The 11,123-nt window shown below is 73.7% G+C and carries 13 protein-coding genes and 2 pseudogenes; 9 read left to right on the top strand and 6 right to left on the bottom strand.

What is annotated here, in order from left to right; translation table 11 throughout:
- The 6 genes and pseudogenes from CCN35_RS28225 to CCN35_RS00130 all read left to right on the top strand — a co-directional run.
- Positions 1-260: pseudogene (locus CCN35_RS28225) on the top strand (histone protein); the annotation flags it as partial.
- Positions 257-1,456, top strand: a complete 1,200-nt coding sequence (locus CCN35_RS00110) for an SRPBCC family protein (RefSeq protein ID WP_086791045.1) — start codon at positions 257-259, stop codon at positions 1,454-1,456. The pseudogene CCN35_RS28225 and the gene CCN35_RS00110, both read left to right, overlap by 4 nt.
- Complete coding sequence (locus CCN35_RS00115; RefSeq protein WP_067388965.1) at positions 1,453-1,824, top strand: gas vesicle protein; 372 nt, start codon at positions 1,453-1,455, stop codon at positions 1,822-1,824. The genes CCN35_RS00110 and CCN35_RS00115 overlap by 4 nt, the downstream gene beginning before the upstream one ends.
- A complete protein-coding gene (locus CCN35_RS00120) occupies positions 1,821-2,681 on the top strand; it encodes a GvpL/GvpF family gas vesicle protein (RefSeq protein WP_067388963.1) in 861 nt (286 codons plus the stop codon). Before CCN35_RS00115 ends, CCN35_RS00120 begins: the two co-directional genes overlap by 4 nt.
- Positions 2,678-2,875: a gas vesicle protein gene (locus CCN35_RS00125; RefSeq protein WP_067388961.1), complete on the top strand. Its 198-nt coding sequence runs from the start codon at positions 2,678-2,680 to the stop codon at positions 2,873-2,875. Before CCN35_RS00120 ends, CCN35_RS00125 begins: the two co-directional genes overlap by 4 nt.
- On the top strand, positions 2,872-3,153 hold the full coding sequence (locus CCN35_RS00130; RefSeq protein ID WP_067388959.1) for a gas vesicle protein K: 282 nt from the start codon (positions 2,872-2,874) through the stop codon (positions 3,151-3,153). The genes CCN35_RS00125 and CCN35_RS00130 overlap by 4 nt, the downstream gene beginning before the upstream one ends.
- 70 nt (positions 3,154-3,223) lie before the next feature.
- Here CCN35_RS00130 and CCN35_RS00135 read toward each other — a convergent pair whose 3' ends face one another.
- The gene (locus CCN35_RS00135) at positions 3,224-4,045 is read right to left on the bottom strand and encodes a class I SAM-dependent methyltransferase (RefSeq protein ID WP_067388957.1); all 822 of its coding nucleotides are present in this window, start codon (positions 4,043-4,045) and stop codon (positions 3,224-3,226) included.
- 131 nt (positions 4,046-4,176) lie between these two features.
- Entirely contained in the window at positions 4,177-5,673 is a 1,497-nt protein-coding gene (locus tag CCN35_RS00140; protein WP_086791047.1) for a bifunctional phosphatase PAP2/diacylglycerol kinase family protein, read from the bottom strand.
- Positions 5,674-5,723: 50 nt separating this feature from the next.
- Between CCN35_RS00140 and CCN35_RS00145 the strand changes: the two genes are divergently transcribed.
- Entirely contained in the window at positions 5,724-6,383 is a 660-nt protein-coding gene (locus CCN35_RS00145) for a histidine phosphatase family protein (protein WP_067388952.1), read from the top strand.
- Positions 6,384-6,484: 101 nt separating this feature from the next.
- Here the strand turns inward: CCN35_RS00145 and CCN35_RS00150 are convergent, their stop codons facing one another.
- Entirely contained in the window at positions 6,485-7,603 is a 1,119-nt protein-coding gene (locus CCN35_RS00150; protein ID WP_067388950.1) for a baeRF2 domain-containing protein, read from the bottom strand.
- Between the two features lie 57 nt (positions 7,604-7,660).
- Between CCN35_RS00150 and CCN35_RS00155 the strand changes: the two genes are divergently transcribed.
- Positions 7,661-7,939, top strand: coding sequence for a DUF6158 family protein (locus CCN35_RS00155; protein WP_067389218.1), 279 nt, complete (start codon positions 7,661-7,663; stop codon positions 7,937-7,939).
- 177 nt (positions 7,940-8,116) lie between these two features.
- Here the strand turns inward: CCN35_RS00155 and CCN35_RS00165 are convergent, their stop codons facing one another.
- The 3 genes from CCN35_RS00165 to CCN35_RS00175 all read right to left on the bottom strand — a co-directional run bounded on the left by CCN35_RS00165 (position 8,117) and on the right by CCN35_RS00175 (position 9,876).
- Positions 8,117-8,662 (bottom strand): type 1 glutamine amidotransferase domain-containing protein, encoded by a 546-nt coding sequence (locus CCN35_RS00165; RefSeq protein ID WP_086791051.1) that lies wholly within the window; start codon positions 8,660-8,662, stop codon positions 8,117-8,119.
- 202 nt (positions 8,663-8,864) lie between these two features.
- Positions 8,865-9,302, bottom strand: coding sequence for a CBS domain-containing protein (locus CCN35_RS00170; RefSeq protein ID WP_067388947.1), 438 nt, complete (start codon positions 9,300-9,302; stop codon positions 8,865-8,867).
- A 172-nt stretch (positions 9,303-9,474) separates the two neighbouring features.
- Entirely contained in the window at positions 9,475-9,876 is a 402-nt protein-coding gene (locus CCN35_RS00175; protein WP_067388945.1) for a DUF2795 domain-containing protein, read from the bottom strand.
- A 326-nt stretch (positions 9,877-10,202) separates the two neighbouring features.
- On the opposite strand from CCN35_RS00175, the pseudogene CCN35_RS00180 reads away from it, so the two are divergent.
- A pseudogene (locus CCN35_RS00180) lies at positions 10,203-10,946 on the top strand (SigB/SigF/SigG family RNA polymerase sigma factor); the annotation flags it as partial.
- Positions 10,947-11,123: the final 177 nt, after the last annotated feature.

Raw genomic sequence — 11,123 nt, forward strand, 5'->3', positions numbered from 1 at the left:
GGGAGGCGGACGAGCCCGAGGAGGAGGCGGAGGAGCCCGAGGAGCCCGGGGACGAACCGGCCCGGAGGACCGCGGCGAAGAAGGCGGCGGCGAAGAAACCCCCGGCCAAGAAGACCGCCAAGAAGGCGCCCGCGGGCCCGCCGGCCAAGAAGGCCGCGAAGAAGGCCCCTGCCAAGAAGACGGCGAAGAAGAAGGCCGCGGTCGGCGACGCGACCCGCGCCGCCCGCTCCCGGCCGTCGAAGGGTGGCGGTGACCGATGACCGAAACCCTCAAAACCGCGGCGTCCGCCGCCGGCAAGGCGGCGGGCAAGGCGACCGAGGACAACCCGCTGACCGACCTCGCCCACAGCGAGGCCGCCGACCGGCTCAAGGCGGAGGTGAAGGACTACCTCGCCGCCCAGGCCGAACGGCTGCTGGCCGGCACCGGCCGCAAGCTCGGCGAGGCCACCGGCAAACTGACCGACATCGCCGAGGGCAAGAGCCCCGGCTTCGGCAAGCTCGCCCTCGACGCCGGCCGCAAGCTGGCCGAGGGCAAGGGACCGCTGCGCACCGCCCTGGAGATGGGAGCCTCCCGCGCCAAGGAGAACGTCATGGGAGCGCTGAACCTCGGCGGCAAGAGCAAGCGCAAGAAGCGCGGGGGCAACAAGCCCACCGTCATCATCGAGTCCATCGACGTCGGCGTACCGCTGCGCACCGCCTACGACCAGTGGACCCAGTTCCAGGACTTCAGCACCTTCGCCAAGGGCGTCAAGTCCGCGAGCAAGGCCGACGACACCACCTCCGACTGGCAGCTGAAGGTGTGGTGGTCCAGCCGCAGCTGGAAGGCGCACACCGTCGAGCAGGTGCCCGACTACCGCATCCAGTGGACCTCGGAGGGCGCCAAGGGAACCACCAAGGGGGTCGTCTCCTTCCACCGGCTGGAGAAGAACCTCACCCGGGTTCTGCTGGTCATGGAGTACTACCCCAGCGGGTTCTTCGAGAAGACCGGCAACATCTGGCGCGCCCAGGGCCGCCGTGCCCGGCTCGACCTGAAGAACTTCGCCCGCTTCATCACCCTCAAGGCGGAGGCCGAGGACGCCTGGCGCGGCGAGATCCGCGAGGGCGAGGTCGTCCGCAGCCACGAGGATGCGGTCGCGGAGGAGGAGCAGAAGGAGCAGGAGGGCGCCGAGGAGGAGTCCGAGGAGCCCGAGGGGCGGGAAGCCGCCGACGAGGAAGAGGAGCCCGAGGACGAGGAGGAGGGCGAGTACGAGGAGGAGGAAGGCGAGGAGGAGCCCGAGGGCGATGAGGAGGAGCCCGAGGACGAGTACGAGGACGAGGAGCCCGAAGAGCCCGAGGACGAGTACGAGGAGGAAGAGGAAGAGGAGGAGCCGGAGGGCGAGTACGAGGAGGAGCCCGAAGAAGAGGAGCCCGAAGAGGAAGAAGAGGGCGAGTACGCCGGGAGCAGGAGCCGCCGATGACGACCCCGAGCCGGCTGCCCGACTCGTACGGTCCGAGCAGCGGCGCCAACCTCGCCGACATCCTCGAGCGAGTCCTCGACAAGGGAATCGTCATCGCGGGCGACATCCGGATCAACCTGCTCGACATCGAACTGCTCACCATCAAACTCCGGCTCGTCGTCGCCTCGGTGGACAAGGCCAAGGAGATGGGCATCGACTGGTGGGAGAGCGACCCGGCGCTCTCCTCCCGCGCCCGCCGTGACGAACTCGCCCGGGAGAACGCCGAGCTGCGCGAGCGGCTGGCACGCCTGGAGGAACTGGAGCTGGAGCGGGAGCGCCCCGAGCAGCGCCGGCTGGACCAGGACCGCGCCCGCAAGGAGGCACCATGAGCGGACTCCGGTACGTCTACGCCGTCTGCCGCCCCCTCGAGGCGCCCCTGCAGGTGCAGCTGACCGGAGTGGCGGGAGCCCCGGCCAAGCCGCTGCACCACCACGGCCTGGTCGCCGTCGTCAGCGAGGTGCCGGAGCGGGATTTCGCCGAGGAGCCCCTCCGTGCCCATCTGGAGGACCTCGACTGGCTGGCCGCCACCGCCCGCGCCCACCAGGGGGTGGTCGACGCGCTCACCGTCGTCACCACACCGCTGCCGCTCAGGCTCGCCACCGTCTTCCGGGACGACAGCGGCGTACGTTCCATGATCGAGGCCCGCGAGGACCACTTCCGCGCCACCCTGGACCGGCTGGAGGGGCGCGTCGAGTGGGGCGTGAAGGTCTACATGGAGCCCGAGCGGTCCGAGCAGCCCGCGCCGGCCGCGCAGCCCGTGCCGAAGGCCGCGTCGGGCCGGGAGTATCTGCGGCAGCGGCGGCAGCAGACACGGGCGAGCGAGGACATGTGGCAGAAGGCGGAGACCTTCGCGACCCGGCTGCACGGGAAACTGGCCGCCTTCGCGGAGGACTCCCGGCTGCACACGCCGCAGAATCCCGCCCTCTCCGGTGTGGAGGGGCGCAATGTGCTCAACGCCTCCTACCTGGTCACGCGCCGCGCCTCCGAGAAGTTCGTGGAACTCGTGGACCGTGCGAAGGACGACGTCCCCGGGCTGCGCGTGGAACTCACCGGGCCCTGGGCGGCGTACTCCTTCACCGGGGAGACGCCGGAGGAGCCCGGGGAACCGGTCGGGCAGGACGTGCCCGGGGAACCGGAGAAGCCGGGGGAGCCGGGAGCACGGGAAGAGCCGGGGAAGAAGGCATGACGGTCGTCGAACGCCGTGAGATCGCCCTGGTCGACCTGCTCGACCGGCTGCTGGCCGGCGGTGTGGTCATCACCGGGGACATCACCCTGCGCATCGCGGACGTGGATCTCGTCCGCATCGACCTGAACGCGCTGATCAGCTCGGTGAACGCACAGGTGCCGTCCCCCTTCGAGCACCTCGAGGAGCAGCCATGACCCCGCGCAGGCGCATGGACCTGGACCCCGACACGGTGGAGCGCGACCTCGTGAAACTCGTGCTCACCGTGGTGGAGCTGCTGCGTCAGCTCATGGAGCGGCAGGCGCTGCGCCGTTTCGACGTGGGGGACCTGAGCGAGGAGCAGGAGGAGCGGATCGGGCTCACGCTGATGCTCCTGGAGGACCGCATGGCCGAGCTGCGCGACCGCTACGGGCTGCGGCCCGAGGACCTGAACCTGGACCTCGGGCCGCTGGGCCCGCTGCTTCCCCGGAAGTGACGTCCGGGGCACGCCCGGATCGGCGTCCGGAATCGGGCGTGCCCTCGGGCGTCCTTGCCGGACTTCTTCGTCAGGCCTCCTTGCGGCACAGAATCTCCCCGTGCAGGACGGCGAACCAGCCGTCGTGCCTTTTGCCCCACTCCCGCCACGCCCGCGCGATGGCGCGCAGCTGCTCCTCGGTCGCATGGCCGCCCGCGACGGCGTACTCGGCGTAGGGCGACGCCAGGGTGCGGTCGGCCCACAGTCCGCTCCACCACTCCCGTTCGGCGTCGGTGGCATAGGTCCAGGTGCCGGAGGTGGCCGTGATGTCGGTGAAGCCCGCCGCCAGCGCCCAGGACCGCAGCCGGCGGCCCGCGTCCGGCTCGCCGCCGGCGGCCCGGGCCACCCGCCGGTACAGGTCCAGCCAGTCGTCCAGGCCGGGCACCTGCGGGTACCAGGTCATCGCCGCGTAGTCGACGTCGCGGACGGCGACGTACCCGCCGGGTCTCGTCACCCGGCGCATCTCGCGCAGCGCCCGCACGGGGTCGCCCACGTGCTGCAGCACCTGGTGGGCGTGGACGACGCAGAAGGTGTCGTCCGGGTGGTCCAGGGCGTGCACGTCCGCCACCGCGAAGTCGACGTTGGTCAGTCCGCGCGCGTCGGCCGTGGCCCGGGCCTGCTCCAGGATCCCCTCCGCCAGGTCGACGCCGGTGACGTGCCCGTCGGGGACCAGTTCGGCGAGATCGGCGGTGATGGTGCCCGGACCGCAGCCGATGTCGAGGATCCTCATGTGGGGCTCGAGCGCGCCGAGCAGATAGGCCGCGGAGTTGGCGGCGGTGCGCCAGGTGTGCGAGCGCAGCACGGACTCGTGGTGTCCGTGGGTGTAGACGGCCGTCTCCCGGTGTTTCCGCATGGCTGTACCCCCTCTGTACCCCTCCTTGCCGCCCCGGGAACCCAGGGAGCAGTGCGTGACACGGTACGCAGGCATACCGGATGACGAGATGAGCATTCCGTCATGCGGACAATCGTTCCGCGGTGGGCGGCTCACCGGCCGTCGGACAGCGGCCGGTACACGGTCAGCGCCTCCGGCAGCTTCTCCAGCCGCACCTCGTCCTCCCCCTCCGTCACCTCGCCGTCGTAGGCGAGGAGAGTGCCCGGCGACAGCCCGGTCAGCCGGAGACGGTGGACCTGGACCGCGGCATGGACGGGGGACCGGGTGAGCGGGCCCGCGAGAGCGGCCGACAGCAGACGCAGGGCCGGCCCGCGGCCCCCGTGCACCACCCGGACGTCGAGGACGCCGTCGGCCAGGTCGAGCCGGCGGCCCGGGGCGAGTCCCATGCGGTGATAGGTGCCGTTGCCCGCGAACAGCAGCCACAGCGGATGGGGCCGGCCCTGGAACTCGGCCTGCAGCGGATGACGGTCCGCGCGCAGCACCTTCAGCGCCGCCACCACCCCGGCCGGCCAGCTGCCGATCCGGCCCTCCCACAGCTCGCGCTCCCGCACCAGCTCCGGGTACACGCCCAGACTGAACGTGTTGAGGAAGATGCCCTGCTTGCCCCCGGACCGGAAGCGGGCCACGTCCACGCGCACACCCTCCCCGTTCTCCAGGGCCCGGCACAGATCCCGTACGTCCTCCACCCCGAGGTCGTGGGCGAAGTGGTTGAGCGTGCCGCCGGGCAGCACCGCGAGCGGCAGACCGTGGCGCAGGGCGACCGCGGCGGCCGTGTTCACGGTGCCGTCGCCGCCGCACACCCCGAGCACCCGCGCACGGCCCGCGGCCTTCTCCAGCTCGGCCGGAAGGTCCTCCGGCGCGCACTCGACGATCTCCGCCTCCGGCAGGGCGCTCGACAGGGCCCGGGCGCGGTCGGCGGTGCGGGCCTCGTTGTTGACGACGAGCACCAGGCCCCTGCCTTTGGGCAGCGCCGGAACCTCGGCGCGGGGGCGGGCCGGCGGGACCAGCTGGGCACGGGTGGGCACGACGCCCCGTACGGCGAACGCGACGCCCGCACCCAGGGCGGCACCGGCCAGGACGTCGCTGGGGAAGTGCACACCGGTGTAGACGCGGGAGGCCGCGACCGACGCGGCGACCGGCGCCACCGCCGCACCCCAGGCCCGGGACTCCAGGGCGACGCCGGTGGCGAAGGCGGCGGCGGAGGCCGCGTGCCCGGACGGGAAGGAGGTGGTGACCGGCTGCCGTGTGAGCCGGCGCGCGTTCGGCACCGCGTCCAGCTCCGGCCGGGGGCGGCGCACCGAACGCTTGCCCAGGGTGTTGATGGTCAGCGAGGCCAGGCCCAGGGAGGCCAGACCGCGGGCCGCGGCGCGGCGGGCCCGCGGGGTGCGGCTCGCCGCGATGGCGGCAGCCGCCGCGAACCACAGCACCCCGTGGTCGGCGCTCCGGCTCAGCCGCGGCAGTACGGGTTCGGCACCGGGCCAGGAGCGTTCGGCCGCGAACTCGAACAGCCGACCGTCCAGGGCCAGCAGGCGGCGGAGGGCGGAGCGGGCGCCGGAGGCCGGGGCGGTGAGGTCGATGTCCGGGCTCATACAGGGACCGTTACCCTGAAGCGGCCGATTCCTGCCCCGAGGGTTCCTCCATGCGCCTGCTTCTCGTCCGTCACGCCCAGACTCCGTCGAATGTGCGCTCCCTGCTGGACACGGGCATTCCCGGGCCGGGGCTGACCGAACTCGGCGAGCGACAGGCCGCCGCGCTGCCGAAGGCGCTGGCGGGGGAGGACATCGACCTCCTCTACGCCTCCACCCTCGTCCGCACCCAGCTCACCGCCGCGCCGCTGGCCGCCGCCCGCGGGCTCGACGTCCTCGTCCGCGACGGCATCCGCGAGCTGTCCGCCGGGGACCTGGAGATGGAGCCGGGCGACTCCGAGCGCGGACAGGCGTACATGCGCACGGTGCTGGCCTGGGCCGCCGGTGACACGGAGCTGCGCATGCCCGGCGGCGAGACCGGCGCCGAGGCCCTGGCCCGCTACGACGCCGTCGTCGCGGAGGCCGCCGCGAGCGGCGCCGGCACCGTCGCCCTGGTCAGCCATGGCGCCGCCATCCGGCTGTGGGCCGCCTGCCGCGCCCACAACCTCGACGCCGCCTTCATCGCCGAGCACCGCCTCGAGAACACCGGCGTGGTGACCCTGGAGGGTTCGCCCGCCGACGGCTGGCAGGCCCTGACCTGGGCCGGTACCCCCCTCGCCCCCGCGGGTGAGCCCGATCCCACGGGCCGCATGGCCGGGCAGGCGCGACGGTAGCCGCGCGGCCGCGTCCCCCGGTGGCCGGGGCCCGGCCGTGCCCTGGTGGCCGGGGCCTGCGCGGGCCGTCGTCATCGGCGGTCATCGGCGGTCATCAGTGGTCATCGGCGCAGGAGCGCGCCCAGGCCGCCCGCCGGCACGCCCTCGTCGTCCAGGGCCATGGGGGCCAGCGACAGGGCCGTGGCATCGCCGGTGACCGCCGAGCGGAGCAGGGCGTCGTCGGCACGGGCCGGCCAGGAGCGCTGTTCGCCGAGGATCTTCAGCTCCGTGCGGTGCACGGCCGTCTGCCCCGGGTCCTCGCCGATCCACACCACACAGTGGCTCTCGGGGCCGTCCGGGTGGATCAGCAGCTGCTCCAGACGCTGCTCACGGGCCGCCTCGACCAGCGCGGGCACCCCCTCGGCGGCGCCGAGGCGGCCCTCGGCGTCCGGGACCCGGGCCGCCCGGAAACGGTCCAGCGCGGCCTCGACCCGCCGGCGCACGTGCCCGGCGCGGATCCGCTCCACCTCCTCGTCCGGCAGCCGGCTTGCGTCGCCGTGGGAGGCCTCCTCCACACGGTGGTGCAGCCGCCTGGGCAGCCGGTCGCGCACCGCGCGCCGCTCCGGCTCGTCACCGATCAGGATCAGCAGATCGGCCTGCGCCTCCTCCTGGCAGACACTGAGCGCGTCGGCGATCTCCGCCGCGCTGTGCTCCAGGACGTTCTCCACCCTCAGCTGGAAGTGCCGCTCCGCCTCGTCCCAGCCGGCGCCGCTCGTGCGGTGGACGGGCCACTGCTGCCCCACCATCGCGGCGGCCTTCTGCCGGCCCAGCGCGCTGCGCAGCTCGAAGTCCGCGCCCCGGCGGTCGATGTACGCCACGATCGCGACCGGGTCCTCGCCCATCAGGTCCAGCAGCGGTCCCACACGCGGCAGCGACGCCCAGACGGCCCGGCTGCCGCCCGGCGGGGGATGCGCCAGCAGGGGATCGAGCACGACGTTCCCGTCCCGGGCGAACAGGGCCCGCCCGTGCGGGTCGGGGAAGTGGCGCAGGTCCTCGACCGCGGCCTCCACCGCCCGGCAGGTGGCCGCGTCCGCACCCTGCCGCGACAGCTCCCGGACCATCGCCCGGGCCGTCGGACGCGCCTCGTGGGCCGAGCCCTCCGTCCACCGGGAGGTGTCGACGTACACGGAGGCCCAGGGACCCGGGTGTTCGTACAACGGGTGCAGAAAGGCGAGATCCATGACGCCCTCCCGGAGACCGGTCGGTGGCAGTGCACGCCGGGCGGGTACCCGGACCGCATGAACGAACACGACGAGGGGGACAGGACCATGACCGGAGTGGCCCCGGACCAGCTGGACGACCAGCAGCTCATGAAGGAACTGGAGACGATCCACCGCACGCGTCACGACACCCTGCTGTACGGCTCGAACGACGCGCTGCGGGCCCACAACGAGCGCATGGCGCAGCTCGAGGGCGAGTACCTGCGCCGCAACCCCCGGCGCACGGTCGCCGCGGGCCGCACCCGCGAAGGAGCCCGGGAACGCGGCTGCGGGGAGTCCGCGGCTCCCCGCACCTGAAGAGCCCGCCGCGGGCTCTTCAGGTGCTCCGGGACGGTACCGCGGGCGGGCCCCCACCGGTCGTGTCCGCCGGCGCGCTTCCTGCGGCGCGCCGGCGGGCGCCCTGCCCGGCGACCGCTCCGGGCGGCCCGGCCGGGCAGGGCCGCCCGGCCGATCCCGTGCGCCGTGGTGCGCCGTTCAGCCGGTCCCCTGGTCGGCGAACACCTTCAGGAACGTCTCGCAGAACGCCTTCAGATCACCCGGCTTGCGGCTGGTGACCAGCTTGTTCGGGCCGTTGTCGCAGACCTTCACCTGCTCGTCGACCCAGGTGCCGCCCGCATTGCGGATGTCCGTCCGCAGGCTCGGCCACGAGGTCAGCTCCCGGCCCCGTACGACGTCCGCCTCGACCAGCAGCCACGGCGCGTGACAGATCGCGGCCACCGGACGCCCGTGGTCGAAGAAGCTCCGGGCGAAGGCCACGGCCTTCTCGTCCAGCCGCAGGAAGTCGGGGTTGGCCACGCCGCCCGGCAGGACGAGCGCGTCGAAGGAGTCCGGGGACGTCTCGCGGACGACCGCGTCCACCGGGAACGTGTCCGCCTTGTCCAGGTGGTCGAACGCCTGGATCCTCCCGGGCCGGGTCGACACGAGCACGGGCTCGTGACCGGCGTCCTCGACCGCCTGCCACGGTTCGGTCAGCTCGACCTGCTCCACACCCTCGGGAGCGGCCAGAAACGCGATGCGCATGATGTCTCGACGTCCTCTCGTCTCGTCGGTCTGCCGTCCTGTCGTCCTGCTGTTCTGCCGTTCGGCCGTCCTGTGGGCCCGTCCGCCGCCTGTCGCCCCGGGCGTCCCGCCCGTCGTCCCGTCACCCGTCGTCACGTGCCGACGGGCCGGTCGGCCTCCGGCGTCCGTCCTTCCCGGCCGGGCCCGGGGACCCGGCCCTCGCTCATGCGGTGGTCCTGGCCCCGGAGTCCGCCGCGGCCCGGCTGATGTCGGCGAGCGCGGACCGGGGGCTCTGCGCCTCGGCCAGGTCGCCCAGGCTGACCACGCCGACGGGCATCCCTGCCTCGACGACGGGCAGCCGGCGCACCGCGTGCGCGCGCATCAGCGCGACGGCCGCGGAGACCCGGTCGTACGGCCCGACGACGAGCGGGTCGGACGTGCACACGGCCCCCGCGCTCGCCGCCTGCGGGTCCAGGCCCTCGGCCACGGCCCGCACCGCGATGTCGCGGTCGGTGAGCACACCGACGACGTCCTGCCCGTCGGCCACCACGACGGCGCCGATCTCGTGGTCCCGCATCAGCTGCGCCGCCTCGACCAGCGAGGCGGCCGGACGGACCGCGACCACGCCCGGTGTCATCACGTCCCTCACGAACTCGGCCATCGCACCGTCCTCCTCCGCCTCTTCGCGGCTTCTGCGCCGGCGGGACACCTCTGCGCGGCCCCCGCGCCGGCGGGACCGGGTGGCCCGGTGGGGCCGGCAGGGCCTGCGGGGGCGGTGCGGCTCGGGCGTGCGAAAGGACGCGCCGCCCGCGGTGCCCCCGCCGGCACGGGCCTCATGCGCGGTCCTCCCGGGCGGACCGCGCGGTGTGCGTCAGCTCCCTCGCCAGCTCCTGCACATTGGCGTAGCGCGCCTTGGGCGGCAGCTCCTCCAGTGCCTCGATCAGCGTGTCCGGTGCGTTCCTGCGGCGCAGGGCGCGGATCAGCTCGCCCGGTCCCGCGGGAAAGGAGCCGCGGCCCAGGAGCCTGGCCAGCTCCAGACGGACGGTCTCCAAGGACGCCCTCCAGCCGCCCGGCGTCGCCGGTCCGCCCCAGACCTCCGGATCGTCCTCGGCGGTCGGCTCCGGGTCGTTCCACTCCTGGGTCCGTGTGGGATGGCCGGACCTGAGCAGGCCCTGCAACTCGTGCTTCATCTCGTCGTCACGGTGGACACTCAGCCGGTCACTGCCTCGCTGCATGTCTCTCTCCAGATCGTCGGGGTGGCCCCCGCGTACCCGTGCACGGGGAGCCGACACGGGTTTCCGGGCGGGATGACGACGAGACGGCGGGGGAGGGAAGGCAGCGGGACGGCACCGGGACGTCAGGGGCGCGCCGCCCGCGGATTTACCGACGGCCGGGGTTTGCGGACGAGGACCGGGGGCAGGTGTGGTCCCAGTGCTTCGGACCGGAGGCACGTCCGTGGGAGCGGCGCCCGGCGCCGCCGTGCGCATGCCCGGTCCGGACCGCGCCCGCACCCCGCGGTGACCGCCCATTCCAGAGCACTCCGAGGGAGTTGCGAGGCACCATGCGAACGCGAGCGGGCGCCAGGCGCCACCCCCATGACGACGCCCCCGACACCGCCGAGGCCTTCCGCCGGCTCGCCGCGCTTCCGGCCGGACCGGAGCGCGACGCCCTGCGCGACGGGATCGTCCGGGCCTGGCTGCCCATGGCCGAACGGCTCGCCGGCCGCTTCCGCGGGCGCGGCGAGAGCATCGAGGACCTGCGGCAGATCGCGGCCCTCGGCCTGGTCAAGGCGGTCGACCGTTACGACCCCGAGCGCGGCAGCGCCTTCGAGAGCTACGCCGTCCCCACCATCACCGGTGAGATCAAGCGGCACTTCCGCGACCACATGGGGACGATGCGCGTCCCGCGCCGGGTGCAGGAGCTGCGCGACCGCGTCCGGTTCGCCGACCAGGACCTCTCCCGGACCCTCCAGGGCCGCCGCCCCACCGTCGCCGAGATCGCCGAGCACGCCCACCTCACCGAGGAGGACGTACGGGCCGGCCTCGAGGCGCTGGAGAGCGTCACCGCCCTCTCGCTCGACGCGGAGCTGTCCGGCAGCGAGGACGGGCACTCCCTCGGCGACTTCCTGGGCTCGCCCGACCCCGCCCTGGACACCGTGGTGGACCGCGAGGCCGTCACACCGCGGCTGGCGGCGCTGCCCGAACGGGAACGGACCATCCTGTACATGCGGTTCTTCGACGACATGACCCAGAGCCGGATCGCCGAGCAGCTGGGCATCTCGCAGATGCATGTCTCCCGGCTGATCANNGGACGACACCGGGGACGGCACCGGGGTGCCCTCCCCGTCCGGGAGCGGGCCGACGGGTGGGCGACGGGCGTCACCCGACAGGTGATGCGTGTCCCGCGAATGGGGCTCCGCCGCGCGCGGCCTCCCGGGGCGACGGCTGTGATGGGCGGGAAGGGCACGCACCCCGTGCCGTCC

It is taken from the genome of Streptomyces thermovulgaris (genome assembly GCF_002155915.1).
In the GTDB taxonomy this organism is placed as follows: Bacteria; Actinomycetota; Actinomycetes; order Streptomycetales; family Streptomycetaceae; genus Streptomyces; species Streptomyces thermovulgaris.

Excerpts from the sequence above, each read along its gene's own strand:
- CCN35_RS00165 (WP_086791051.1), bottom strand. The coding sequence starts at position 8,662 with ATGCGCATCGCGTTTCTGGCCGCTCCCGAGGGTGTGGAGCAGGTCGAG.
- CCN35_RS00175 (WP_067388945.1), bottom strand. The coding sequence starts at position 9,876 with ATGCAGCGAGGCAGTGACCGGCTGAGTGTCCACCGTGACGACGAGATG.
- CCN35_RS00150 (WP_067388950.1), bottom strand. The coding sequence starts at position 7,603 with ATGGATCTCGCCTTTCTGCACCCGTTGTACGAACACCCGGGTCCCTGG.
- CCN35_RS00155 (WP_067389218.1), top strand. The coding sequence starts at position 7,661 with ATGAACGAACACGACGAGGGGGACAGGACCATGACCGGAGTGGCCCCG.
- CCN35_RS00140 (WP_086791047.1), bottom strand. The coding sequence starts at position 5,673 with ATGAGCCCGGACATCGACCTCACCGCCCCGGCCTCCGGCGCCCGCTCC.
- CCN35_RS00170 (WP_067388947.1), bottom strand. The coding sequence starts at position 9,302 with ATGGCCGAGTTCGTGAGGGACGTGATGACACCGGGCGTGGTCGCGGTC.
- CCN35_RS00145 (WP_067388952.1), top strand. The coding sequence starts at position 5,724 with ATGCGCCTGCTTCTCGTCCGTCACGCCCAGACTCCGTCGAATGTGCGC.
- CCN35_RS00115 (WP_067388965.1), top strand. The coding sequence starts at position 1,453 with ATGACGACCCCGAGCCGGCTGCCCGACTCGTACGGTCCGAGCAGCGGC.
- CCN35_RS00120 (WP_067388963.1), top strand. The coding sequence starts at position 1,821 with ATGAGCGGACTCCGGTACGTCTACGCCGTCTGCCGCCCCCTCGAGGCG.
- CCN35_RS00125 (WP_067388961.1), top strand. The coding sequence starts at position 2,678 with ATGACGGTCGTCGAACGCCGTGAGATCGCCCTGGTCGACCTGCTCGAC.
- CCN35_RS00110 (WP_086791045.1), top strand. The coding sequence starts at position 257 with ATGACCGAAACCCTCAAAACCGCGGCGTCCGCCGCCGGCAAGGCGGCG.
- CCN35_RS00130 (WP_067388959.1), top strand. The coding sequence starts at position 2,872 with ATGACCCCGCGCAGGCGCATGGACCTGGACCCCGACACGGTGGAGCGC.
- CCN35_RS00135 (WP_067388957.1), bottom strand. The coding sequence starts at position 4,045 with ATGCGGAAACACCGGGAGACGGCCGTCTACACCCACGGACACCACGAG.